Genomic DNA, 24,400 nt, shown 5'->3' with positions numbered 1-24,400 from the left:
GGAGTTAAAGTAAGCGATCCTCATTGAGGCAGTTGAAGCGATCGCAACCTTGATAAAACGTAAGTGCAATCACAAACTTTGCGCTTTAAACTTTCGACATCCCACCACGTAATAATTCGCCATCTAGCTTCAGGACAACTAACTTTACTTAGAGATTGTGCTTGGTGATGTGCATCTCACTTTTAACTTAATTCTTCATAATATTTAGTTACCCACAACCTCTTTAAAGGCACAGGTAAGAAATATTTTTACTTAGCAAGTCGTTGCTGAATTTTCTGTAATATTCAAAGATAATAAAGGCCAAAACTAATGTCTTACTGTGAGTTATTCAATTGTTATCAATAATTCTTTTAATAAATAGTACAGAGGGAAAATTCATATCATAAATTACCCTACTGGAAGTCATGCTAAAAGGTTTCTCAGCTTTTAGCTAAAGATTATTTTATGGGTTCGTCTTGTTGATTACTTCCGAACTTGAGCGCCAAACCCAGCTGCTTTAAATTGCTTGAGTTTGAGAGGAGTGGGTTGATTTGCTGCTACAGAAATTCTTAATTCAAAATCACTAATACCTGGGGGCACTTCAGGTATTGAACCAAGACGGGTACGATTTTGCATGACTGGATTATTATTTGCATCATAGATGCGTCCAAAAATATCTGCATCGTAAACTGTTTTATAAGTTGGATTTTCAGCTTTGCCTGTAACTAGAAAACAGTTAGCTGCCATTGTAGTACCACTAGTAACCGCTCCTTTTGCTATTTCTGGTGGACACTCTTTATAAGTTATGTCAAAGAGTTTAATCTGTGTCAGTGCTATAGCAGGGGGACTGTACACCCAAGATAACAATCCAAGCAGGCAGGAAAAGAATATAAGCGTGAGCGATCGCAACAGCATAAAGTACACCTTGAACAGTATTGAATAATAGACAATCTAAAACACAGCTTATCAAACTTGGTAATTGTTGGTTATTGGTGGTTGGTGGTGAGTCCAGCCCCCCAAAAAGGCGGTTCCCGTCACGTAGACGCGAAGCGCTGAGACAGCGACTCTTACGCAGGGGGTTCTCCCCCAATCCCCACTCCCTGTCGGTCGTGGGGGCCGGTGAGTCCCCCATGAGCGACTGCGAACCCGGAGGGCTTAAGGTAAGGGTAGGGGGACTGGCGAACCCGTAGACACGTAGTGGCTTAAGGTAAGGGTAGGGTTGATTGTTGCTTGTTGTACAGACGTGCCATGGCACGTCTGTACAGTGGTTAGTAGTTACAACTTCCGACTTCCAACTTCCGACTTCTGACTTCCCCCTTGTCCTCCTTGTCTGGTTTGTCTCCCTTCCCTTCCAATGCCTAACACTACCTAAAATATTAAACCTCCTTAATAGAATATCCTACTAAGGAGGTCAAAAGTAGCACAATAATATCACACCCTGGGGTTCCTAGAAATCATCCAGATACTGACTCAGGCGGCTAATTACAGGATCAACATCTTGAGGAGGTGTGGCAGTATAAGAAGTGGCAATAGTATGATTTACTACCTCTACTACTGGTGTTGATGGTGTCGGTGACTGTATGGCTGGTGTCTGATTAACCATAATTGCCAGCTGTGCTACTTGTTGACTAAGTTGCATCAGGTGGCGTTCCATCATCTCCAATCGATTAGATTCTTTGGCAAAAAAACGTTCCTCAAGGTCAGCTAATTGCCTTTGTAGTTCAGCTATTTGTGGTTCTACTCCTTGTGTCGGTACTGGTTGCGGAGTAGGCGGTGGGCTTGGTCTTACTGATTCCGGCACGCATAAAGCTTGCCACAGGGCCTCTTTACAGAGGTCGCTGAAAGTCTTGTTGGGATCTTTCTCCAATTGGCTTTCGATAAGCGCTAACAAGCTTTCGTCAGCCACCCCTGGGTTGAACGTAACCGATTTAACCACCTTTTTTGACCATTGGAACATTATTTTTAAGCCCTAGAAGAGCGATTGGCGGATAGTTGTGCCTCTGCATAAATGAACTGCCCTAGAGCGTTAGCTTGTCGAGATGGTGATGCTAAGTGGGCATTAATTTTTGCTTCCTTTAACAGACGTTGAACGTCTTCCCAGAAGAACTCCCCACCGCCACCGGTGAGAATCACATCAGTGACGCGCTCTGGTAGCCATGCTAACACACGACTGCAAATTTCACGCGAAAACATTTCTATCAAGTTGGGCAGAAAATCATCTAGGTTGGCGGGTTTGCCTGCACCTCTGGGACGGTAGTAGCGATCGCCTTTGGGACGGTTAACAGCAGCAATTAAAGCCAAGGATTGACTATCTGCCCCTTCAATTTCGGCGGCTACTAGTTCATAAAACTTACTCATACCAAAGTCTTCACTCTTAGAAGCACCTCGGGCAAAGCGGAAGTTATCTACCATCAAGCAATCGATGGTTTGATGTCCAATATCAACAATCGCCACTGACACCTTAGTAAAATCTGGCATTGCTGCGGTTTTCTTCGGTTGGGCTTCGCACCACAAAAGACTACCATAGCCTTCTGGCATTACCCAAACCTTAGTGATGTTTAGCGATACATCTTCACCGCGAAACTTCATTGTGTGAGGGCCACTCAATTGGCTAATTAGCTGGGCTTTTTCCTTTTCAAACTGTTCTTGAGAAAGGTAAGGCAAACCCAACACAACAGAAATGTCATCTTTGAGCTTGAAGTAACCAGCACAAGCCAAAGTTTTCACAAGTGCATCTTCTACTTTAGATTGACCTACACCCAAATTAGCACCAAAATCGGCAGCTAGTTGACCGACAGCATATCCACTACCTTGATACTCCAACCATAAATCCATCAAGGGATCTGTTGCGCGGGCTTCAAAAACACCTCCCCGCACTTGTTCCATCGACATTTCTTTAACGTTGGCAGAGACGAATATTACATTTGCTGGTTCGCGACTAACACAAGCTTTTGTGGAAGTTCTACCTAAGTCAACACTGAGAATCTTTTTACCCGTGCTGCTACTAGCTGTTGGTGTAGGAGTAGCGTTGATCGGAGTAGATGCCGATACTCTATTCATTGGCATGGCAGCGGCATTCATCGGGGTGGCTGCGGAAGGTTGGTCTGTCATGAAAGCTCCTAGTACTTACTTACCTTGAAAAAGTTACCATGCTCATCTTACAAAAATGCGTGTATCAGAAATTATTGGTAAGGTCAACATCTAGCTGAAGACCTGCCAAGAATTACTTAATAACTTAGTGTGAGTTAGTTTGCCAAGGCTATGCTGAGATAAAGTCAAATAGCAAGCCACTTGTAGCGTATTGCCATTTATAGCGCTACTTTTTACACCAAAACAGTTGTTTTTGTAAATTGTCATTGGGGGCAAGTTTTTTATCTTCTCCTACGTTTGTGCGTCCGCTTTAATACCAAGACAAGAAATGCTAAAAGTATAACCGCAAGCACAATTTTTGATACAGGAGCAAGGTACTTGTCCACAATTTCATATTGACTACCCAATATATATCCTGAGTATGTTAGCAAACCTACCCAAACAGCGCTACCCACAGTTGTATAAAATATGAAAGATGGCAAGGGCATATTGCTGATGCCTGCGGGTATAGAAATCAAGGTACGAACTCCTGGTACTAGGCGTCCAAACAGTACAGCTTTGTTACCTTGCTTATCAAACCAATCTTTAGATTTGGTAATATCTTTACTGGTAATAGTTATCCACTTACCATATCTATCCGCCCAGACTTTTAAGCGATGTTCCCCAAGAAATTTTCCAGGATAGTACCAGATGAGTGCGCCTAGCACAGAACCTACTAGCCCTGCAAAAAATACACCAATAATATTAAGCTTGGCGTTTGGTAGATTTGCCGTATATCCTGCTAGGGGCATAATCAATTCCGAAGGAATAGGGGGAAAGAGGTTCTCAAGGAACATCAGCAGGGCAATTCCCACATAACCCATAGATTCGATAGTAGTTTTGATCCAATCTGTCATTGAGTCAATTCCTAAGATTGTTAAATGTTGTTTGTTAGTTGTTGGTTGTTGTTTGTTGCTGGGTTGTCCAAACAACAAACAACTATCAACCATCAACAATTTACATAGATTAAAGGAGAGGGAAAGAGTAATTTCTTACTTCTCTCCCTCTCCTGCTGTTTCACTCTCCCACTCTGGCTAAACAGTGGGTGTCAAAGATTGCACTCTCGATTCAGATTCCCAATCCAATGGATTCCAAACTCTTTCTTCCAAAGCCATTTGCTCAATTAGACTTGCCAATCTTAAAGCTTTAAGTGCTTGTTCGCCACCAACTGAAGGTTGATTACCACCACGCACGCAGTTGACAAAATGTTCCAATTCTGCCCCCAATTTGTCAGTATTACTAGTATAAACTTTTTCAATCACACCATCTTGCTTGTAAAGGACTTGCCGATAGTCTGTCATAGAGTTAGTTATGGTATGACGATGAATCAAAATTTCATTCTTGAGAAAATCTGCCTCTGTATATGAAGTTTTACAATGGGCGACTATACTGCGGATTTTGCGATGAGTGACTTTGCTGGCAGTCAAGGTGGCAACAATGCCATTAGCAAATCCTAGAGTTGCAGTCACGTAATCTAAATAACCAGAGTCTAAGGTACGATTACCACTAGCCGTTAATTTCACTACTGGTGAGGCGGCTAATTCCAACAGTAAGTCGATATCATGGATCATTAAATCCAGAACAACTGAGACGTCGTTGGCACGATTTGAGTAGGGACTCATGCGATGGGCTTCTAATGCCAACACTTCCTCAGTCTTCAACACTTTGCTCAATTCCTGAAAGGCTGGACTAAAGCGTTCAATGTGACCCACTTGGAGAATACAGCCAGATTCGGCTGCGGCATTAACTAGCGATTCTGCCTCAGAAATACTGGCTGCGATCGGTTTTTCTACCAAAACGTGAATTCCTGCCAAAAGGCAAGAAATTCCCACAGCGTAATGTAGGCGCGTGGGAACGGCAATGCAGACCGCTTCCACATGGGGCAGCAGATCGCAGTAATCCTCAAAAAAACGCACCTTGTATCTACTGGCGGTTTCTAAGCCTCGTTCGACATTTATATCTGCAACACCAACCAGTTCAACGTCTTTCATGGAACTTAGGATACGGGCATGATGTTGCCCCATATTACCCACCCCGATCACACCTATGCGGATCGGGCGGGGCTGGGTACGGTGTCCGTGTCCGTTTTGTTCTCCTGCTGACATGCTGCTATCTTGCACTCTCATTCTCTCCTCAACCACCAATTTAGAGACGCTACAATCGTCGGCTTTGATACTTAAACTGCCACTGATTAGTCGTCTAAAACCATCCAGATGGTAACATAGAGGTTCTGTTTATGAAGAATTTCAAAGTTTGTTATGAGTTCCCACCATCTGGGCCTGTTTTGTATACTCAGTAGAGTTTGATGTTTGTTGTTAAACTTAGCAAATAATAATTTTAGTGTTATTTTTGACCGGAAAAAGTAAGTATGATAACCGCATATAGTTGGTTAGTTACATTTAATAAACTAATTAGCGGTATAATTATCCAATTATTACCACTAAAAATAAATAATTTTTTTGTGAGTTAAATTACCAACTACAGAGAAGTTTTGATTTAAAAAGGCTTTATTGGAATAGCACGCACCTGCGTTAAAATCAGCAAGAAAGTCAGCAAGTATTATTGTCTGTGAAAAAGATGGGTTTAAGAGGGTAAGGGTGTAGGGGTGTAAGGCGATAAACCCGAAGCGCACAATTTTCATATATCATCAATGGATTTAAGGGGGGTAAGGGTGTAGGGGTGTAAGAGAAATCAATTTTATCTATGCCCCTACACCCCTATATCCTCATACCCCTACCTTATATCCCTACATCCAAGCGTGAATATGAAAGCCGTTATTTTATTGTCTGGTGGATTAGACTCTTCCACTGTTCTCTACCAAGCACTAGCAGATGGTTGTGAGTGTTATGCTATTTCCTTTGACTACCAGCAACGGCATAAACGAGAGTTACACTCAGCATTAGCGATCGCAAAAACAGCAGGTGTAGTCCAAAATCAAATAGTAACCTTTGATTTACGGCAGTGGGGCGGTTCGGCACTTACAGACGACACTATTGATTTACCCCAAAAGCGTTCTTTGGAGGATATGTCACAAAATATTCCTGTCACCTACGTACCAGCACGTAATACTATCTTTTTGAGCTTTGCCCTAGCCTACGCCGAAACTATCGCCGCCGAACGTGTCTACATCGGTATTAATGCCCTAGATTACTCTGGGTATCCTGATTGTCGTCCTGATTATATCCAAGCAATGCAGGAAGTCTTTCGTTTGGGAACAAAACAAGGACGCGAAGGCAAGACCATTACCATTGTTGCACCTCTACTTCACTTAAAAAAAACTGAAATTATTCAGCTAGGTAACAAATTGGGAGTTCCTTGGGAACTGACTTGGTCTTGCTACGCTGGTGGTGATATTGCGTGTGGTGTCTGTGATGCTTGTCAGTTGCGTCTTGCTGCTTTTGTTGAACTAGGACTGAAAGATCCACTGGCTTATAGATAAGGTATAGGGGTATAGGGGTGTAGATGAAGTTGGAATCTTCTCTCCTATAAGGAAAACCTCGTAGGGGTATGGGGGTGTAGGGGGTATAGGAAGAAAAAATATAATTCTTAAACCCTCATACCCTTACTCACTTAATCTTCTTACCCGAATTTGGTGCAAGCGGGGTCCTTCAACTGACGTAACAGTTAACTCTAAATTTTGGTAACGTAAAGTTTCACCTAAGGCAGGAATTTTCTGCAATTGGTACAGCATAAAGCCTGCAAGTGTTTGGTATTCTCTTCGCAAAGGCAAATTGATATGTAAGACATCGTTCAACTCTTCTAAGTTAATTTGCGCTTGCACTAAGAATGTTTGGTCATCTACAAACTCAATTAGCAATTCATCATTATTTTCTGCAACACCGATATCACCAATAATTTGGGCAATTACATCTTGAATTGTTACCAACCCCACCGTACCACCAAATTCATCCACTACTATTACCATGCCCAACTTCTCTTGCTGCATCATCGGTAATAATTCACTTAAGGGAGTATTTTCTGGTACAAATCTTACTGGGCGGATTAACGGTTGAATAGGTGTTTCTAAAACTAATTTGCCTACAACTAGGGGTTTTGCTAAGTCTTGAAAGTAAACGATGCCACGAATGTCTTCTAAAGATTCTCCAATAATTGGGAAACAAGAGTAACCAGTGGCTGCCATTTGTTCAAGAAAAGTCTGCAAGGTGGCATCTTGAGGCAGCACTACTATGTTGTTGCGAGGAACCATGACTGCTTGTGCTGTTACTTCCCCAAATTCAAAAACATTTTTCAGTAGTTCTCGTTCTCCAGCTTCTAATCCAGTAGATTCACGTTCTGTAGAGATAATTAATTGTAATTCTTCAGGTGTAACAGGTGGTCTCCAACTTTGACCTGTATATTCGATGCCAAATAGTCGTAACAAATAGCGAGTCGATTGGTTGAGAATCCAAATAAAGGGATTAAAAAACCGGACAATTGCTTTGACAGAAGGACCTAAAAATCGTGCCAGCTGTTCTGAATACAGCATTGCCACAGATTTAGGACATAGTTCTCCTAAAACAATTTGTAAGTAAGCAATGAAAAAAAAGGCAATCGGGATTGATAAAGAATGAGCGATCGCAATATTTATTTCTCCAGGAAGAGGCCAAGATTGTAGCCATGATTTGACTAGAACAACAATTGTGCTTTCTCCAATCCACCCCAGCGCCAAACTTGAGAGAGTAATCCCCAACTGAGTTGTAGACAACAATCTATCTATACTACGCTGTAGAACCTCAACGGCTAGTGCTTGTATGTCACCAGCTTCTACTAACTGATGAATACGCGATCGCCGTACTGTAACCATCGAAAATTCTGCCGTGACAAAAAAAGCATTGATGGCAATCAGTAGCAGCACTGACAACAATCGCAGCCCCACATCAGTCCAATTCAAGCTAGGAAAACCTATCACTGCCAAAGCCCGTGTAAAATGCACACCCCCATTTGGTAATAGGTGATTGGTAATTGGTAATTGGTTGTTTTTTCTTATTACCCATTACCCATTACCCATTACCTATTACCTTCCTACAGGAATATCCGATACTTCCAACTTCAGTTGTTGAGCTGGATAATCTGTGAGAGAAAGTGAAATGCTTTTAACATCATCAAGCAAAGCTGTAGGAATGCTAATAGTACCAGTATATGCGGGGCTGTTATTAGGCAATTCTGATGGTAGATCATCTGTACTAGCACTCAGGGTTCGTCCTTTATCGTCTGAGACATCTAAAAAACTATAGAGGAAGCGTACAGAATTTTTACCTTTGTTCTGCATTTTTACGCGCAGTTGCAATGCACCACCAGAATAGCGGGCAGATTGTACTGAAAGATTTACGCCATCACTTTCAGCAGAAACAGGAAATCCTGGTTGGGGTTTTTCTTCCACTTCTTCTTGGGGCTTTTCCTCTGGCTTCTGTTTGTTGCTAACGGTCTCAGTTTCCTCCTCTTCTTCTTGTTCTGATTTAGGAGTTTTGCTTTTACCCTCTATTCTTGCCTTGACAGTTTTAAGAATTTCTTCCTCTTTTAAAAGCACTAGTCCTCCATGCTGAGAATTACCCGTCTTAGCACTAGCAAACTTGGTAGTGGGGCGAGAATCGGGTGATGTTACGCCTTTGAGTGCTTTACTACCAATATCAAATCCTAAAAAAGCACTTAAAGAGCCAGCTCCCAACATCAGGGCCAACAAAGTTAAAGTTAGAACTACAGTAGAATTTAGTTTCATTGCTGATAAGCTATAGCAGAAAAATATTGGTTTGTTTCAAACTATATTTTTAAGGGAACTTAATTAATATTAGTCTGCACTATAGCACTATCAAATTGTGTAGTGTTGAAACCTAATAAGCAAGTTGCGATCGCACGCAATTAATAAAATTATGCTATAATCTATCAGAACAACGACCAGGGTTGGCCGAGCGGTTGAGGCAGCGAACTCATAATTCGCCTTAGGCAGGTTCAACTCCTGCACCCTGGATTTAAATATTTTGGATTGTAGATTTTGGATTTTGGATTGACCCAACGGATCCCTCGGCTGCTTTGGAAATTTTGGATTTTAAAATAGGAATTGATTCCCAGGATTTATCCGCTTTCTTGTACCCTGGGAGGAATGATAGTCCTTAACAGACTATTGACCGAGTCTACTAGTTCACCAAATTGATTTTGATCGGTTAGCCAGATCCCCGACTTTTTTAAAAAAGTCGGGGATCTGACCCCTCACAAAGAGTTAAAACTTATGTGGTCGAGTACTACGGACAGGGAACAGTTAATAGAGGAAAACTCTGTTAACTGTTCCCTATTCCCCGTTCCCTTTTAATAATATTTAGCGAGGGGGCATTTGCTCAAACCGAAACTCAGTACCAACCTTAAGCTTGTTAGCATTCAAGCCTGGAGACATTAACAGGGAAGTGTTGTAAGGATTGGGTAAATCGGGACTACGAAGATAAGGATCATTACTAACCTGTTGATAGAGAACATCCCGATAAAGAATGTGAACCAACTCACTATCTCTGGCAATTTGATTTTCTGGAAAAGTATTTCGAGAAAAGGAACCAGGCCCGAAAATATCGTTGATGTCACTTTGACTAGTGATACTACCGAAGAAATTAGGAGCATTTTTAAAATAAGCCCGTTCAAAAGCTTCATTTGGTGTTACATAGTCATCACTTGATGTTTGTGTTTTTTCTTGGGCTAAAGCCGGAATAGCGATCGCACTACTAAACAGCACCAACAACCCACCCAATACTCTAAATTTTAAAGCCATTTTTATCGCTCCTCTGTGTTTGCGCGAATCTTAACTTATCCTTATTGTCAGAACTTCTAGTAGCGACTGTTAGTAGTTGTTGGTTAGTGGTTAATGGTTAACAACCAACTACCAACAACCAACTACCAACAATTTTAGAGTTATGTTTTTTACGTCAGCTTACTGAGAAGCTCAACCATTGGTTTAGCACAAATTTTATTCTTTTGTAATGACCTACCAAGCTCAAACCCCTATCCAATCTGACATTTGGGCAGTTAGTGCCGATCTGTCAACCCTACGCAACAAATTACTGGATTTATTTTGCCAACTTGCATATCAAGAGGGTGATTTCGTCCTCTCTTCCGGACAACCTAGTTCCTATTACATCAACGGCAAGCAAGTTACACTCCATCCCCAAGGTGCTTTGGCAATTGGTCGTATTCTCTTATCGCTACTACCACCAGACACTGAGGCAGTAGCTGGCTTAACATTGGGGGCTGACCCGATTGTAACGGCAGTTAGTGTAGTTTCTGCTCTCGAGAAAAGACCGATACCAGCCCTGATTGTCCGAAAAGAAGCTAAAGGTCACGGAACAAAAGCATATATAGAAGGGCCAAATTTGTCAGCAGGTGCAAATGTATTGGTTTTGGAAGATGTTGTCACCACAGGACAATCAGCCATGAAAGCAGTTGAACACCTGAGAGCAGCAGATTATGCAGTTAATCAAGTAATTTCTCTAGTAGATCGCCAGCAGGGAGGAGCAGAATTTTACAATTCGGTAGGCTTGAATTTTCAGGCAGTGTTTACGATTGAGAATATTCAGGAAAGATATCGAGAATTGAGGAATTAGTTAGGCGATCGCAGTTAGTAAATTTTATTAAACCCAGCATTATCAATTAAATTAAGCTATGCTGGGTAGACTAACTGCAAGTATTTGTGCAAAATTATACAATTTTGTATTCAGTCTTGTGAGTGTAATTAAAAATTAAGTTGAATCAAAACCCAGGTGAGGTAAGTGCCTATAGGGCCCCAAAGAGCGTAAGGTAAAAATAGCCAAGAAGCAGTCTGGGAAATTGGCTTTACTAAAAAAGCCAGAATATAAACGAGAACTGTTGCTAAGCCACCTACAATCATTCCACCAATCAAGCTGCGAAATTCCACTACAATGGGACTGTAAGCTGAAGTCAGAATAGCGATCGCTGCATACATCCCCATCAACAGCCAAGGACGAAACCTTTTTGAGCTTCTCTCCCATACCAAAATTGCAGACATTGTGGTGCAAATCCAAATAAATATCCAAATAAACGGAATTAAAAACTCAAAAGTCAGCCAATCAGGACGTCGCAAGCCCTGAAACCAGGGATCGCGTAAAGATGTCAATAAGCTACCGCCAAAAAATAATGCTGCTGAAACCGCAGTAATAATCCATCGAGCTTTCATAATATCAGCATCCATAGCAATAAGATTTTACTTGCAGTGTAGATTTTTGAAGAAAAATATTGCACCTACCTTTGGGTAAACAATTGGTAACTCTTTGATTTGCCACATTTAACTAGATATCACCTGAGTTGGTGAACCAATTGCATGAGGTTACTTGCTTCTATCTTTTCTTAGGATCAGGACTAGAGAACTATGTTGTCAGTTTTAGTACTGCTCATACGTAAATAAAAGCAAGATTAAAGATGATGAAGCGAATTTTATATTCATTAGCGATCGCACTTATTTTTGGTACATCCATTGCTTGTACAGAACAAGTATCTAGTAATCAAGTAAATAACAATCTACCCAATACTGCTGTTACTTTCCAATCTAGACCTAGTACCATCACAGACACTATTAGCGTGGAAGGTGAAAAACAGAAAATCACGCTCAATCTCTACAACAAACCAGGTTTAAATTTTACAACCTACATCCCAGCTAATCGTTTTGTTGACCAAACAGTCAGTTCTGGAGAGGGGACAGCAGTATGGTTTTATGCCCTGCAACCCAATGGAAAAATCAACAAAAATGTTTATGTTCAGCTTTTCTTTCCTGGTGAAAAATTGACTTGGAAAGAGGCAAAACAAAGATTAGTCGCACCCAAGAGTTTATTTGCTATTAACAAGTGGCGAGTAGTTAATAGTTCTCAAGCCAAAGAAGATTTATATCCTTGGGCAAAAGAAAAAATTGTTTTTCGGCAACAAGGAAACAGTAATATTGTAGGTGTTTTATTTATTGGGGAATATAACGGTCAAGCTTTTTGGGCTGTACAACACTATCCAGCCGAATTTGGTGATGGTTTCGAGCCTTTAGCAAGTAAAATATTCAAATATCTACAATTGAGAAGGCAATTTTTCAGTGTATTTCGACACTAATTTCTCATCATATAAAAACTCGTCCCTAATTAAACTGCGGGTTAATAGCTCAAGTCTACAATTCAGTGAACAGTGATTCAATAACTGATAACTGATAACTGTTAAAAGTAGGCGATATTGTGGCAAAACAAAGTGCTTTGTCGAACTATAATTTATGAGTCTGATGATTAACTATCAAATGTTTCATCTCCACTGAATATTGACTATTGACTAACATGCACGTTCTTTCAATTCCCACCTGGATCATTCACGTTTCTAGCGTTATCGAGTGGATTGCTGCCATCTGGCTAATTTGGCAATACGGTGAAGTGACTGGCAACCGTGCTTGGTGGACATTATCTTTGGCTATGTTACCAGCTTTAGTGAGTGCAATGTGTGCCTGCACTTGGCACTATTTTGAGAATGCAGAATCACTAGAATGGTTGGTCACACTACAAGCTACTATGACTTTAGTTGGTAATATTACGCTTTGGGCGGCTGCAGTGTGGATTTGGCGCAATGCTAAATCTACAGATATAGCCACTCAAGTAACTTCTACAGAAGGTATTAAATCGAAGCAATGATTTCAAAAGAAACCCTATTTATCCTGTCACTGTTTCCCTACTTGGGTTTCTTGTGGTTTATTAGCAGAGTCAAGCAAATGCCACGCTTGGCGTTATACGGGTTTTACTGCACCCTGGTGTTTGTCGGTGTCACTATCCCAGCTGGGATTTATGCTCAACTGCACTACAATCAATCTTTGGCAAATGTTGATTGGTTGCATGGAAGTGCAGAATTTTTTTTGACGCTTGCTAATGTCTTGATTGTGCTAGGTTTTCGGCAAGCAGTGATTAAAGAGACTAGGGAGTAGGAGGTGGGAGGGAATTGGGGAAAGGGGACAAGGGAGATGGGGAGATGGGGTGATGGGGTGATGGGGTGATGGGGTGATGGGGTGATGGGGTGATGGGGAGTGTGGGAATAACAACTAACAACCAACAACCAACAAGCAACAATCAACCACCAACAACCCTTCGGGTTCGCCAGTCCCCCATCGTGACGGAGACCGCCTTTTTGGGGGGCTGGTCTCACCAACAACCAACAACTAACCACTAACCACTTTAAGGATAATTATGGAAGTTATTCCAGCGATAGATTTACTAGAAGGTCGTTGTGTGCGACTTTATCAGGGAGACTACGATCGCTCACAAGTTTTCAGTGAAAATCCGGTGGATGTTGCCAAACAATGGGTAGAACAGGGTGCAACTAGACTTCATTTGGTTGATTTGGATGGGGCGAAAGCTGGTAAATTAGTGAACCTAAAGGCAATAGAAGCGATCGCTCAAGCAGTATCCGTACCGATTGAAGTAGGTGGAGGTTTGCGGACACCAGACAGCGTCCAGCAGTTGTTTGATTTAGGCGTACAATGGGCTATCTTGGGAACTGTGGCTGTAGAACAACCACAGCTAGTGCAACAACTGTGTCAAGAATTTCCCCAACAGATTATCATCGGCATAGATGCTCGTAATGGAAAAGTGGCGACTCGTGGTTGGTTAGAAACTTCAGAAGTACTTGCCACACAACTTGCTGTACAAATGCAAGAATTAGGAGCAGCAGCAGTAATTTACACAGATATCCATCGTGACGGTACTCTTGCGGGGCCAAATTTAGATGCTTTACGCGAACTAGCTGCTGCAATCAATATTCCTGTAATTGCTTCTGGTGGAGTTAGTTCGCTCACGGATCTCCTCAGTCTGTTAGCATTAGAACCTCAAGGCGTCACAGGTGTTATTATTGGGCGTGCCTTGTACACTGGTGATATCTCCGTCTCAGAAGCAGTTCGGGCAGTTGGTTCTGGGCGTATTCAAGACATACCCCCAGATTTAGGTTTTTCAGCTTTTGCCTAGTATCTTAGTGTTGCAGAAAGAGTAAACACTTTTGATCAGCTTAATATTTCTTAACTGACGATCAAGTCAGTTATTTTTTTATTTTCCGGATTCCGAATTTACTACGGTGTAGTTCAAGTTGTAGAGAGTTAAAAATTACTTAGTTACTATGACTCGCCCAAAACCACCTGTCACAAATAAACCTAAAACTGAATCTGGTAGCAATAAGCTTCAAGCCCAAAACGACAACTCTAAACCAAAGACAGCTTGAGTTTATGTAATAAATTAAATGCTTAAGTAAGTAAATTTATTTACTGATAGCTAATTAGCTTTTTCATAAGAAATTTGAAGTTTTAATTTTGAGTTTTTAAATTTTCATAATGGGTTTCCTCTCTTTTAGAGACGCAGAAAAAGCGTCTCTATTTTCTTATTTAGAGAACTTGGTAACGATCAAAAATTCTTAAATTTGGATTTGATTGTAAATATTTCTGGAAGTGGTAACAATTATTGTGTAATTAGTATAGGAATTAAATTCAAGGGTAAAAATTATGGCTAGTAAGAAACCAAAGCCACCTCAACCACCAGTTAAAGATAGGCCCCTGAGAAGAGAGCGTGGTTTAACTCCTAAAACTAATACTAACAACGCATAGGGAAAATATAGCAATCCTAAATCATTTGTGAAAAACAAGAACCCCGACTTTTCTAAAAAGTCGGGGTTCTAGACAATGTGATTGTTTACAACTCAAATAAGATTGGTATAACGAGAGCATTTATCAAGTAAATATTTACTTGGTAGTGGCGTGACACAGCTAAATTTGTGCATTAATAAACTGCACTAGGCAAGAGAGAACACACCAGATAGAAGAAGAGATTTATTGCAACATTTTAGTCTAGACACGCCAGTAGCTATCTTTATTCAACTGCCGTAACACACCCTACTTGACTACTTGACTAGTTCCCAAAACTACTTATTCTTGACTTGGCTTTTAGCTTGTTCTAAAGCTATTTCTTTGATTGCCTGATAGGAATTTATATTTGCAGATCCTTCAATAGCTTTTACTGCCAAATCTTGAACTTGTTTCAAGGCTGATTCTAATTGTTTAGAGAGGTTTTGAATACGTGTTTCTTGATTATTAATTGTCTGTTCTAAAGATTGCAAACTTTGCTCATAAAAACGTTTTTGTCCTTCTATTTCTTTGGCAAATAAATCTGCTTTGACTTTAGCCTGGTAATGGGCGATGCCTCTACCTTCTTCTGTTGCTTTTTTGATTGCGGCTTCTTTTTCTTTAGGGAAAGCTTCGACTTTAGTTTTATATTCTTCAAATTGTTTTTCTTTTTCAGCGATCGCTCTCTCTCTTTCTAACCATTGCTTTTCTATTTCTTGGCGAAATTCTTCTAATTCTTTATATAAGGTTTTTTGCTGTTGTTCGTACTCATCCATCTCTAGTTTACGCTGGAGTTCTAAATTATATTTATATTCTGCTGCATCTCTTTGTCGAGTTTTATTGAGATTTTCATCTCGCTCTTTAATTGATATTTTGTACTCTTCTTTTTCTTTTTCCCAAGCTTGTCTTTGCTCTTGAATTTCTTGTATTAAAGTTTCAGAACGTTGACTGAATTCTTCTTGATAATCTTTAGCATTTTCTTCGTAATTTTGAATGAGATTATCCAGAATATCTTCAGAAATTTCTAAATTATGTAGTTCTTTTAGTTGCTGCACTTCATTTTCAACTAATTGTCTAATTTCTGCTAATTTGGATGCTTGCGTTGTGAGTTGTTCTGACAATTCATTAGCAGCACTACCAAAGCCTAGCTGAATTTTCGCGAGGCTTTCAATAGTAAAATTCATTTTTTGTTGAATAGTTGCTGGTTGATTCATTATTGGTTTATTTTCTATAGTTGAGTTTCTCTGATTTTTTTGTACAGAATCGCGTTCTTTTGCTAATTGTTCTAGTTGAGATTTTAGGGCTGCTTTCTCTTTGGCTATTTCATTGTAAGCTTTTAGAATTTCTGACTTCGTACTTCTTTCATAGTTAATGTGCAATATTTGTTGGTAGCAAGCAAGACTGTGGCTTACCCTGTACTATGTTGAGGGTAGCCTTGAAAACAATATTTTTAGAGCAGTGGAAATACTGAAATGAAAACAACCTTAAAAAGGTTGCTATTCCTAAATATTGATTGACTTCTAGTTAAAGACTGAAGCCAAGGAACGCAAGTTGGATATTTAAATTTTAGTACTTATGTACTAAGTGTATTCAAGCTCATCTGTTGTTGTCAAGGGAGAAGCGATCGCGATTACTGCATTGATCGATACACATGCACCAGCTTCTTATTTTCCGCTGTCATTTTTAAGTCACATTTATTTTTAACCCTAGAGATAGGGAAATTTAGTCACTACTCCCTCTTACCATAAGGTTCACCACATTAACTATCACAACTGGGCATAGTTAGAGGGTAAGCAGGAAAAGTTCTGATCCCTTACCCTTCTATACTTTTCCCTTTCTCTAACAATATGAAACGTGAAGATTACGCCTTATCACAGCAGACAGGGACAACTGAAGCAGCAGCACCGAAGCCTTCACTTGCATTTGTGGATGCTGTAGCCCTAATAGTCGGTATTGTAATTGGGGCAGGCATTTTTGAAACCCCTGCTTTGGTTGCGGCTAATGCAGGTAGTAATTTTGCGGTACTGCTGTTGTGGTTAATAGGAGGTGCGGTATCTTTCATTGGGGCTTTATGTTACGCCGAGTTAGCGACAACTTATCCCCATGTGGGAGGTAATTACCATTATCTCAAGCGTGCCTTTGGGCAGAAAGTCGCTTTCTTATTTGCTTGGGCGCGGATGATAGTCATTCAAACAGGTTCAATTGCTCTGTTGGCATTTGTTTTTGGTGACTATATATCTCAAATTTTGCCACTTGGAGCCTTTTCCTCTTCCATGTATGCGGCAAGTGCGATCGCTATATTAACAGCATTAAACATTTTCGGTTTGCAGCAGGGTAAATGGACACAAAACTTACTATCGGTGGTAAAAGTCCTTGGCTTGCTGCTGGTGGTGATCATTGGACTTTCTTTGGCAAATGCTTCTGGGGTTTTAACTCCAGGAACTTCCCCTACTCCCGAAGGCAATTGGGGACTGGCAATGGTATTTGTCTTACTATCCTATGGTGGATGGAACGAGGCGGCTTATATTTCAGCAGAAATCAAAAATAGACAACGTAATATAGCCCGTTCTTTACTATGGAGTATCGGCATTATCACCGGCATTTACCTGTTGATCAATCTAGCCTACCTGCGGGGATTGGGATTGGTGGAAATGGCGCAGTCGCAAGCAGTCGCAGCTGCTTTGATGCGTCAGGCTTTAGGTGAAGTGGGAGCAGTATTTATCAGTCTGCTGGTTGCAGTTTCTGCTTTAGGGGCAATCAACGCCACTATTTTAACTGGGGCGCGTACCAACTACGCCTTAGCACAGGACTTTTCACTGTTTCGATTTATGAGAAATTGGCAGTATCAAAAAAGTACTCCCAGTATGGCTTTTCTGTTGCAGGGGGCAATTTCCTTAGCTTTGGTGGCACTAGGCAGTATCACCCGCAACGGCTTTGAAACAATGGTAGACTACACAGCCCCTGTATTTTGGTTTTTCTTCCTACTTTCTGGCATCTCGCTGTTTATCTTGCGGATGCGAGAACCCCATATTAGTCGCCCCTTTCAAGTCCCACTTTATCCTTGGTTGCCTTTGCTATTTTGTCTTGTCTGTGGCTATTTACTCTACTCCAGCTTGGCTCATACGGGAGTAGGGGCAATAGTTGGCGTGGTAGCGGTGATTTGTGCAATCCCGTTGCTGTACTTGGATCGATACCTGTTTAGGAATAGGTGAGTGTAGTTCAGTTGTCAGTTATCAGTTATCAGTTATCAAATTCTATTACTCACTGCGCCTAGTACTGTTAACTGTTCACTGATTCCTAACTACTGTACAGGCTTAGACGCGCTCATAGGTTTCAAGGTAGAGTACGCCCTTACTAACTACTATTGTACAGACACGATTAATTGCGTCTCTACCTACTAACCACTGTACAGACGTGCCATGGCACGTCTGGTACAACCACCAACTAACAACCAACTCTATCAGTCAAAGGAGAAAAATCATGCAATTACGACGAATGCTAATTTTACTTGTGACTGGAATTAGTGCTGCAAGCTTGACTGTGGCTGGGTGTACGAATCAGCAGGGTAACGTGCAAGCAGATGCACAAACACCAGCTACAACAACTCAGTTCCAAGAAACTCCAAAACCTGATGTGCCTTATGTACCAACTTCACAAGAAGTTGTAAATGCGATGTTGCAACTGGCAGAAGTTAATAAAAATGATGTGGTTTACGATCTTGGTAGTGGAGACGGGCGTATTCCTATCACCGCAGCCCAAAAATATGGTGTTCGTCGTGCCGTAGGTGTAGAAATCAATCCGGAACTTGTACAGGAAAGCAAAGCCAATGCTGAAAAAGCAGGAGTAAGCGATCGCGTTACATTCCTGCAACAAGATTTATTTCAAACCAAGTTTGATGGAGCAACGGTAGTAACACTATACTTGTTGCCTGATGTCAATTTGAGACTCCGACCCAAACTTTTACAAGAACTTAAACCAGGCACTCGTATTGTTTCCCATGCCTTCGATATGGGTGAGTGGAAACCACAGAAGACGGTGCAGGTACAAGGCTCAACTCTTTATTTATGGGTTGTTCCTGAGGAAGTTCCTAAGAATTTGCTTCAATAGATGATGATTTATCTGGAATATAGGTGTCTAGAACACCCGATTCAGTAATCAAAAACCTAACTCCCCAGCCCCCTTAACCCTAATTCCCCAATATTTGAGGGTTGGGGAGGGTTTCTTTTTATTTTTGTAAGAGACTCCATGAACAAAGTTCACAATGAAGGATCAAAATTTCTCTTCCCCTACAACGCCACGTGACGCCACGTGACGCCACGTGCTACAACTGTTGGAACCCCCAAGGGCGCAGTGGCTCCCTCACACCCAAACCGCCCATCCTTACAGGAAGCCCTTCGGGTACTCTACCTTGAAGCCTATGAGCGCGTCTACACACCCATTTTCAAGATAGGTCTAATACAATGTATGATTTTTTAAATATTTTCTAAATTTTCTTGTAACAGTAATGATTATCCGCCATGCCACTGAAGCTGACTTGCCAAAAGTTGTGGCGATTTACAATGCCGCAGTTCCTGGACGCATGGCAACTGCTGATTTAGAACCAGTGTCTGTGGAAAGTCGTCGTACTTGGTTTAGTACGCGATCGCCTTCAAAAAATCCACTTTGGGTGATTGAAGTCGAGGGCATAGTGGCTGGATGGTTGAGTTTACAATCTTTTTATGGGCGACCAGCCTATCATGCTACTGCTGAGGTTAGTATTTACATTGCTCCTAAGTATCATCGCCACGGTTTAGGAAAGCAGCTTCTAACTCAAGCCATTAACCAAAGTCCCAGCTTGGGCATCAAGAATTTATTAGGTTTTATATTTGCTCATAACCATCCAAGCTTACAACTATTTGAAAAATTTGGCTTTCAAAATTGGGGATACCTACCCAAGGTTGCAGAATTGGATGGTGTGGAACGGGATTTAGTAATTATGGGACGACATATTTAACAGTTATCAGTTATCAGTTGAATAACACTACCCCATCTCCCCACACTCCCTCATTGGGGCGTTGGAGTCGGCTTAACATTTTTGGCTCTGTAGAAAGTTTCTAAACTGTCGCGATCGCCTACAAAACGCCAATGCCAAGGTTCATAACTCACACCTTGGGGATTATTTTTGGGAAAGGACATCTCAAAGCCAAAACGAGCAGCATTTGTTTGTAGCCATTGAAAAGCTTTGGTGTTTTCAAAATTCTCATTCAAGTTAGTGGCTGGTACTGTTCCATCCCCAATATCTACAGCGTAGCCTGTATGATGCTCACTATGGCCAGGAGGAGCGCTCAAAGCTGCTCTCTGGGCTGGGGTTTGATTGCGTTGTGCGCCTACACCAAAGAATAATTGTTCTTGCTCTTTAACTGAACGAAAACCAGAAATAGGTGTCAAAATAACACCAGCACTCCGCGCTGCTGCCACCATCTCCTGATATTTTTGGGCTGCTACTTTTCGCAGTCTTTGGCGTCCATCTGCCGAAATTGCTGCTAGTTCTGATTCTGGTGCTTCTGTATATGGCAGATGTCCGAGAACTTGATCGGTATTGTTGTTTTGTGAATTCGCAGGAGTTGAAGTAGGGGAAGACTGAGAAACTGCATCTTTCTTCGGTGCAGTCCACGCGAACAAAAAACCACTAATCACAGCCAGCAGCGCAAAAACAAGTACTCCCCCAATTCCCAAAACTAAGAGGGATAGACGCCTCCTGGGTGCGACATCAGGAGTATCGCGTAAAGCTGCTGGAATATCTTCACCAGACACAGGCGATGAGTTTCGCGGTTTTCCAGAAAACTCAGCGTTCTTCAAGGGTTAACTCCTGCTTTTGTTGAGTATTCATAACAGATTGTAGACTGGAGAGGAATAAAGGCAATAGGTATCATTTTAGATATTTAATTTCGAGTTTCGTCTTGGCAAACCTCTTAGAACTATATGTCAAATTGGTAGGTTTAGTTTTGCTAGGGTTTTTCTTGGGACGCAAACTACCTGCTACTGTTCCCACCTGTTTAGGTCATTTCCTCTTTTGGGTAGGAGTACCGATCAGCATTGTAGCGTTTCTATATCAAACAGACTTGTCAGGGCAGATTTGGATTGCACCTGCGATCGCCTACTTAGCCATTTTCCTCGGGGCATTTTTAGCCTGGATTGGGATCAAATGGCAAGCCCTTTTTACCAAAACCAGTCTCCAGCAACCGACTCAGGGTAGTTTTCTCCTAGCGGCAATGTTAGGTAACACTGGTTATTTAGGTTATCCTGTCACCTTAGCAATAGTTGGCACTCAATATTTTGCTTGGGCGCTATTTTACGATTTACTCGGCACTACACTAGGCGCTTATGGCTTAGGTGTAGCCTTAGCAGCACGTTTTAGCGGCAGTGTCCATGATATTAGACATATTCTTAAGGCGATTATTATCAATCCTGCCTTATGGAGTTTTGGTTTCGGTTTAATATTACGGCAAGTAGTAATTCCTACCCCAGTTGAATTTTACCTAGATAAATTCGCTTGGACTGCCGTGGCATTGTCGCTGTTATTAATCGGGATGCGATTAAGCAAACTTAATTCCTGGCATAGCTTACCACAAGCAGGAATCAGCTTGGGAATAAAAATGTTGTTAGTTCCCCTGATTTTGGGCTTTACTTTACCATTTTTTGGTTTAACAGGCGCACCAGCCCAAGTAATCGTCCTACAAATGGCTATGCCTCCAGCCTTTGCCACATTAGTGCTTGCTGAAACTTTTAATCTTGATCGCGATCTGGCAGTCACTGCCTTAGCAGTAGGATCAATTATATTATTAGTTACTCTACCACTGTGGCTGTGGTTATTTTCCGTAGGGTAGGACACTAGCCAAAATTAAAACACGCACTAATTTTCTATCGTCTATATGCTTCGATATCCGCCAGCATATCATCAAATTGTGGGTCATCCTTGTACTTGCCTGCAAATTTCATCCAGGGATGCTCAGATTTTGGCGCTTCAATTTCCTGAGTTACTATTTCGACATTTTGTAAACGAGAATTGACGAGTTCATGCAAATTTTTCAATGCATCTTCCCGTGTCTTTGCAAATACCTGAAACTCTGGTAAACCCCAAACTGTCACTTGAAAACCGCCTTCTTTTTCTTCAATCAATACTGAATAATTAAGTTTGGATAAGTTATCAGCAGAATGTTTGAGCAAATTCGTAGTTATAGAAATTACTCTTAATTTTTTGATTGTGGCTATATCCTATTATTGACGTTGATTAGATGCTCTCTACTAAGTGCATCTAATCGAGGAGCATGAGGAGCGATCGCATCAGATGAAAAGTCTATGGCTTAGTGATGAGAGGATGTTGAAATATTCCTATCCCCACCTCTTATTATCACTATACGCGCGTAGACGCGTAGCAGTTTCTCGTAGAGTGTGCCCCTATTAACTACTCACCAATGTAGAGACGTGCCATGGCACGTCTCTACAACAACCAACAATCAACCACTAACTACTAACCACTTCCAACAATTCTGCTGGGTTCATAAATTCATAGTGTTCAAATGGTTGATGAATCCAAGGATTATCTGATAAATAATCAACGTAGTAATCAGGTTTTATTACTGAACAAGCTTTATACCAAATTACCGCAGTGCGAATTTGCTCTATTGGAGCATCAGAATACATTTTTAGCCAAGGTATAGTCTCTTTCAGAGTCACCCCAGAATCAACCAAGTCATCTACTAAAAGAATGCGCGAACCTAACTTTTCTGTAGTCATTGTCAAATGGCGAGAAAAAGTTAAATATCCCCTTTCTTGCTTGCCTGGGCCACTGTAAGATGATGTTGCTAAAATTGCCAAGGGCTGCTTATAAATACGGGAGAGAATATCTCCCACCCGTAGTCCGCCTCTGGCAAGGCAGATAATTTGATTGAACTCCCAACCGGATTGATAGATTTGAGCAGCCAATTGTTCAATTTTGCGGTGATAATCTGACCAAGAAATGTAAAGGTCTGGCATAGTGGGGAACGTTTAGTTGTAGCTATTAATGAAATGGCAAATCAAACTTTTTATCTTAGTATGAGCGTAGTGTAATATGAGCGATTCTCCCCCTAATGGTAATTTCCAGCACAGTGCTGAGAATGAAAAACTAGACTTAAGTACTAAGCTGGCTTTTGGTGCTGGAGATTTGGGTACGGCAATTACTGCCATGATTGGGATTTCTTATTTGTCACCTTTCCTGACAGATGTCGCTGGTTTGAATCCCCAATTAGCCGGACAAACTCAACTCGTCGGTAAAGTTTGGGATGCAGTTAACGATCCAATGGTGGGTGTATTGAGCGATCGCACTCAAAGCAGTCAGGGGAGACGCTATCCTTGGATGATTTGGGGGGCCATTCCCTTTGGCGTTTTCTTTTTTTGCAGTGGATTGTACCTCACTTTAGTAATAACGAAAATGGGAATCAGTGGGGTTTATTTTGGTATTACACTGCGATTTCAATATTGTTTAATGCTTTCTATACAGTTGTTAATTTACCATACACGGCTCTCACTGCTGAACTAACCCAAGACTACGATGAACGTACCAGCCTCAATAGTTTTCGTTTTGCTTTTTCGATTGGTGGGAGCATTCTTGCTTTAATTATTGGATTAGTCGTTTCTTTAGTAGTTCCTAATAATCGCAGCTTACAGTTTTTATTAATAGGAGCGATTTGTGCGATTATTTCTGTTCTACCAATATATTGGTGTGTTTGGGGAACGAAAAAACGCGCTCAAGCTGTAGCAAATTTACACCCAGAAACAGAACAAACTGTATCCATTCCCTTTGGGCAACAACTTAAAATTGCTTTTAGTAATCGCCCTTTTTTGTTTGTAGTCGGAATATATCTTTGTTCCTGGTTAGCAGTTCAACTCACAGCTGGTATTATTCCTTATTTTGTCACTAGTTGGATGGGTCTTCCCCAATGGCACATTAGCTCAGTACTACTGGCTGTGCAAGGAACCGCGATGAGTATGTTGTTTGTCTGGAGTGCCATTAGTAAGCGTGTTGGCAAACAAGCTGTGTACTATATGGGCATGACTTTGTGGATTATCGCTCAGGTTGGGCTGTTTTTCCTCAAGCCAGATCAGGTGGTGTTGATGTACTGTTTAGCAGTTTTAGCTGGTTTTGGAGTATCAACCGCTTATTTAATTCCCTGGTCAATGCTACCAGATGTGATCGAACTAGATGAATTAACAACAGGACAGCGTCGGGAAGGTCTTTTTTATAGTTTCATGGTGTTTTTGCAAAAAATTTGTTTGGGGTTGGCTGTGAATTTAGTTTTGCAAAGATTAGGTGCTGCTGGATACATTAAACCCACACCAGAAATACCTGTACCAACCCAACCAGATTCAGTGTTAGAAGTGATTCGTGTTTCGATTGGCCCCTTACCAGCAGCAGCTTTAATTTGTGGTTTAGTTTTAGCGTATTTTTACCCAATTACCCGCGAAATGCACGCTGAAATTTTACTCAAACTTCAGGAAAGAAGGGAGAGACGGGGGAGAGTGTGAGGAGAGTGTAGACGCAACAGCGGTGAGGGGGTCGCAGTCTTGGACGCCACGTGACGCCTCTTTCTTTATGCCGGGAGACCCTTACTTTACAGAAGCCGCTACGCGTCTACGGCAGTCGCTCATGGGGTACTCACC

25 protein-coding genes, 1 tRNA gene and 1 pseudogene are annotated in these 24,400 nt (G+C 41.3%); 12 read left to right on the top strand and 15 right to left on the bottom strand.

The features are described from left to right. Positions 1 to 462 precede the first annotated feature (462 nt). The 6 genes from UYI_RS0115580 to UYI_RS0115560 all read right to left on the bottom strand — a co-directional run bounded on the left by UYI_RS0115580 (position 463) and on the right by UYI_RS0115560 (position 5,234). Positions 463 to 894 (bottom strand): hypothetical protein, encoded by a 432-nt coding sequence (locus UYI_RS0115580; protein ID WP_016867574.1) that lies wholly within the window; start codon positions 892 to 894, stop codon positions 463 to 465. Beyond that, the gene (locus tag UYI_RS36845; protein WP_157226345.1) at positions 797 to 1,111 is read right to left on the bottom strand and encodes a hypothetical protein; all 315 of its coding nucleotides are present in this window, start codon (positions 1,109 to 1,111) and stop codon (positions 797 to 799) included. The genes UYI_RS0115580 and UYI_RS36845 overlap by 98 nt, the downstream gene beginning before the upstream one ends. Before the next feature lie 315 nt (positions 1,112 to 1,426). Beyond that, on the bottom strand, positions 1,427 to 1,936 hold the full coding sequence (locus UYI_RS0115575) for a hypothetical protein (protein WP_026085975.1): 510 nt from the start codon (positions 1,934 to 1,936) through the stop codon (positions 1,427 to 1,429). 5 nt (positions 1,937 to 1,941) lie between these two features. Beyond that, positions 1,942 to 3,090, bottom strand: a complete 1,149-nt coding sequence (locus UYI_RS0115570) for a ParM/StbA family protein (RefSeq protein ID WP_016867572.1) — start codon at positions 3,088 to 3,090, stop codon at positions 1,942 to 1,944. Between the two features lie 260 nt (positions 3,091 to 3,350). Beyond that, entirely contained in the window at positions 3,351 to 3,965 is a 615-nt protein-coding gene (locus UYI_RS0115565) for a DedA family protein (RefSeq protein WP_026085974.1), read from the bottom strand. A 177-nt stretch (positions 3,966 to 4,142) separates the two neighbouring features. Then, complete coding sequence (locus tag UYI_RS0115560; protein WP_016867570.1) at positions 4,143 to 5,234, bottom strand: Gfo/Idh/MocA family protein; 1,092 nt, start codon at positions 5,232 to 5,234, stop codon at positions 4,143 to 4,145. Between the two features lie 638 nt (positions 5,235 to 5,872). Here UYI_RS0115560 and queC point away from each other — a divergent pair. Next, a complete protein-coding gene (queC, locus tag UYI_RS0115555) occupies positions 5,873 to 6,547 on the top strand; it encodes a 7-cyano-7-deazaguanine synthase QueC (protein ID WP_016867569.1) in 675 nt (224 codons plus the stop codon). A 123-nt stretch (positions 6,548 to 6,670) separates the two neighbouring features. On the opposite strand, the gene UYI_RS0115550 is transcribed toward queC, so the two are convergent. Beyond that, positions 6,671 to 8,017: a hemolysin family protein gene (locus UYI_RS0115550; protein ID WP_167325072.1), complete on the bottom strand. Its 1,347-nt coding sequence runs from the start codon at positions 8,015 to 8,017 to the stop codon at positions 6,671 to 6,673. A 105-nt stretch (positions 8,018 to 8,122) separates the two neighbouring features. Continuing rightward, complete coding sequence (locus UYI_RS0115545) at positions 8,123 to 8,824, bottom strand: hypothetical protein (RefSeq protein ID WP_016867567.1); 702 nt, start codon at positions 8,822 to 8,824, stop codon at positions 8,123 to 8,125. Between the two features lie 176 nt (positions 8,825 to 9,000). On the opposite strand from UYI_RS0115545, the gene UYI_RS0115540 reads away from it, so the two are divergent. After that, a tRNA-Ile gene (locus UYI_RS0115540) sits at positions 9,001 to 9,073 on the top strand. 345 nt (positions 9,074 to 9,418) lie between these two features. On the opposite strand, the gene UYI_RS0115535 is transcribed toward UYI_RS0115540, so the two are convergent. Next, positions 9,419 to 9,859, bottom strand: a complete 441-nt coding sequence (locus UYI_RS0115535) for a tudor domain-containing protein (protein WP_016867566.1) — start codon at positions 9,857 to 9,859, stop codon at positions 9,419 to 9,421. 208 nt (positions 9,860 to 10,067) lie between these two features. On the opposite strand from UYI_RS0115535, the gene pyrE reads away from it, so the two are divergent. Then, positions 10,068 to 10,688: an orotate phosphoribosyltransferase gene (pyrE, locus tag UYI_RS0115530; protein WP_016867565.1), complete on the top strand. Its 621-nt coding sequence runs from the start codon at positions 10,068 to 10,070 to the stop codon at positions 10,686 to 10,688. 128 nt (positions 10,689 to 10,816) lie between these two features. Here the strand turns inward: pyrE and UYI_RS0115525 are convergent, their stop codons facing one another. Beyond that, complete coding sequence (locus UYI_RS0115525) at positions 10,817 to 11,278, bottom strand: TspO/MBR family protein (protein ID WP_026085973.1); 462 nt, start codon at positions 11,276 to 11,278, stop codon at positions 10,817 to 10,819. A gap of 242 nt (positions 11,279 to 11,520) precedes the next feature. On the opposite strand from UYI_RS0115525, the gene UYI_RS0115520 reads away from it, so the two are divergent. The 3 genes from UYI_RS0115520 (at position 11,521) to UYI_RS0115510 (ending at position 13,042) form a co-directional block, all read left to right on the top strand. Further along, positions 11,521 to 12,192, top strand: a complete 672-nt coding sequence (locus UYI_RS0115520) for a hypothetical protein (RefSeq protein WP_016867563.1) — start codon at positions 11,521 to 11,523, stop codon at positions 12,190 to 12,192. A 215-nt stretch (positions 12,193 to 12,407) separates the two neighbouring features. Further along, the gene (locus UYI_RS0115515) at positions 12,408 to 12,755 is read left to right on the top strand and encodes a DUF2499 domain-containing protein (RefSeq protein ID WP_016867562.1); all 348 of its coding nucleotides are present in this window, start codon (positions 12,408 to 12,410) and stop codon (positions 12,753 to 12,755) included. After that, complete coding sequence (locus tag UYI_RS0115510) at positions 12,752 to 13,042, top strand: DUF3593 domain-containing protein (protein WP_016867561.1); 291 nt, start codon at positions 12,752 to 12,754, stop codon at positions 13,040 to 13,042. Before UYI_RS0115515 ends, UYI_RS0115510 begins: the two co-directional genes overlap by 4 nt. Here the strand turns inward: UYI_RS0115510 and UYI_RS36840 are convergent. After that, positions 13,032 to 13,181 carry a hypothetical protein gene (locus UYI_RS36840; RefSeq protein ID WP_157226344.1) on the bottom strand — a complete coding sequence of 50 codons (150 nt, stop codon included), beginning with the start codon at positions 13,179 to 13,181 and terminating at the stop codon, positions 13,032 to 13,034. The two genes, UYI_RS0115510 and UYI_RS36840, sit on opposite strands and share 11 nt — an antisense overlap. A gap of 120 nt (positions 13,182 to 13,301) precedes the next feature. Between UYI_RS36840 and hisA the strand changes: the two genes are divergently transcribed. After that, entirely contained in the window at positions 13,302 to 14,075 is a 774-nt protein-coding gene (gene hisA, locus UYI_RS0115505) for a 1-(5-phosphoribosyl)-5-[(5-phosphoribosylamino)methylideneamino]imidazole-4-carboxamide isomerase (protein ID WP_016867560.1), read from the top strand. 943 nt (positions 14,076 to 15,018) lie between these two features. On the opposite strand, the gene UYI_RS0115495 is transcribed toward hisA, so the two are convergent. After that, positions 15,019 to 16,098, bottom strand: coding sequence for a coiled-coil domain-containing protein (locus UYI_RS0115495; protein WP_016867558.1), 1,080 nt, complete (start codon positions 16,096 to 16,098; stop codon positions 15,019 to 15,021). Positions 16,099 to 16,566: 468 nt separating this feature from the next. Here UYI_RS0115495 and UYI_RS0115490 point away from each other — a divergent pair, with 468 nt between their 5' ends. The 3 genes from UYI_RS0115490 to UYI_RS0115480 all read left to right on the top strand — a co-directional run bounded on the left by UYI_RS0115490 (position 16,567) and on the right by UYI_RS0115480 (position 19,712). Continuing rightward, positions 16,567 to 17,931: an APC family permease gene (locus UYI_RS0115490; RefSeq protein WP_016867557.1), complete on the top strand. Its 1,365-nt coding sequence runs from the start codon at positions 16,567 to 16,569 to the stop codon at positions 17,929 to 17,931. A gap of 268 nt (positions 17,932 to 18,199) precedes the next feature. Next, positions 18,200 to 18,826, top strand: coding sequence for an SAM-dependent methyltransferase (locus tag UYI_RS0115485; protein ID WP_016867556.1), 627 nt, complete (start codon positions 18,200 to 18,202; stop codon positions 18,824 to 18,826). A 397-nt stretch (positions 18,827 to 19,223) separates the two neighbouring features. After that, positions 19,224 to 19,712 (top strand): GNAT family N-acetyltransferase, encoded by a 489-nt coding sequence (locus UYI_RS0115480; protein ID WP_016867555.1) that lies wholly within the window; start codon positions 19,224 to 19,226, stop codon positions 19,710 to 19,712. Between the two features lie 50 nt (positions 19,713 to 19,762). Here UYI_RS0115480 and UYI_RS0115475 read toward each other — a convergent pair whose 3' ends face one another. Further along, positions 19,763 to 20,557: a M15 family metallopeptidase gene (locus tag UYI_RS0115475; RefSeq protein ID WP_026085972.1), complete on the bottom strand. Its 795-nt coding sequence runs from the start codon at positions 20,555 to 20,557 to the stop codon at positions 19,763 to 19,765. A gap of 101 nt (positions 20,558 to 20,658) precedes the next feature. Between UYI_RS0115475 and UYI_RS0115470 the strand changes: the two genes are divergently transcribed. After that, positions 20,659 to 21,585 carry an AEC family transporter gene (locus UYI_RS0115470; RefSeq protein WP_016867553.1) on the top strand — a complete coding sequence of 309 codons (927 nt, stop codon included), beginning with the start codon at positions 20,659 to 20,661 and terminating at the stop codon, positions 21,583 to 21,585. A 34-nt stretch (positions 21,586 to 21,619) separates the two neighbouring features. Here the strand turns inward: UYI_RS0115470 and UYI_RS0115465 are convergent, their stop codons facing one another. Beyond that, positions 21,620 to 21,925 (bottom strand): type II toxin-antitoxin system HicB family antitoxin, encoded by a 306-nt coding sequence (locus UYI_RS0115465; RefSeq protein WP_016867552.1) that lies wholly within the window; start codon positions 21,923 to 21,925, stop codon positions 21,620 to 21,622. A gap of 297 nt (positions 21,926 to 22,222) precedes the next feature. Next, complete coding sequence (locus tag UYI_RS0115460; RefSeq protein ID WP_016867551.1) at positions 22,223 to 22,735, bottom strand: phosphoribosyltransferase; 513 nt, start codon at positions 22,733 to 22,735, stop codon at positions 22,223 to 22,225. Between the two features lie 76 nt (positions 22,736 to 22,811). On the opposite strand from UYI_RS0115460, the pseudogene UYI_RS32735 reads away from it, so the two are divergent. Further along, positions 22,812 to 24,265, top strand: a pseudogene (locus UYI_RS32735) (MFS transporter). The last annotated feature ends 135 nt before the right edge of the window (positions 24,266 to 24,400 follow it).

The organism is Fischerella muscicola PCC 7414 (assembly GCF_000317205.1).
Lineage (GTDB): Bacteria > Cyanobacteriota > Cyanobacteriia > Cyanobacteriales > Nostocaceae > Fischerella > Fischerella muscicola.
This window is presented reverse-complemented; position numbering and strand designations above follow the sequence as displayed.